The organism is Pseudomonas paracarnis (assembly GCF_904063055.1).
GTDB classification, from domain to species: domain Bacteria; phylum Pseudomonadota; class Gammaproteobacteria; order Pseudomonadales; family Pseudomonadaceae; genus Aquipseudomonas; species Aquipseudomonas paracarnis.
In genome coordinates this window covers 1-429 of sequence record NZ_CAJFCN010000121.1, presented here as the reverse complement: position 1 = coordinate 429, position 429 = coordinate 1, and the positions used below count along the sequence as shown (strand labels likewise).

Annotated in this window: 1 protein-coding gene; it reads left to right on the top strand. The window is 62.7% G+C overall.

Annotated features, from left to right (window positions below; genetic code table 11):
* Positions 1-429 (top strand): ATP-binding cassette domain-containing protein (locus tag JMV15_RS28185; protein WP_201492018.1); only part of this gene is annotated, 429 nt, incomplete at both ends.

The window sequence follows — 429 nt, the reverse complement described above, 5'->3', positions numbered from 1 at the left end:
GTTCGACAACGTCGCTTTCGGCCTGCGCATGAAACCGAAAAACCAACGCCCCACCGAAAGCCAGATCGCGAGCAAGGTTCACGAGCTGCTGAACATGGTGCAGCTCGATTGGTTGTCCGTCCGCTACCCGGAACAACTTTCCGGTGGCCAGCGCCAGCGTATCGCCCTGGCCCGCGCCTTGGCGGTGGAGCCCAAGGTTCTGCTGCTCGACGAGCCGTTCGGCGCCCTTGATGCCACGGTGCGTAAAGAACTGCGCCTCTGGCTGGCGCGCCTGCACGAGGCCATCCACCTGACCTCGCTCTTCGTGACCCACTACCAGGAAGAGGCCATGGAAGTCGCCGACCGTACTGTGGTGATGACCCAGGGAGTGATCGAGCAGTACGGTTCACCGGGCGAGCTGCACGAAAACCCGCCACCCAACCTTGTCAC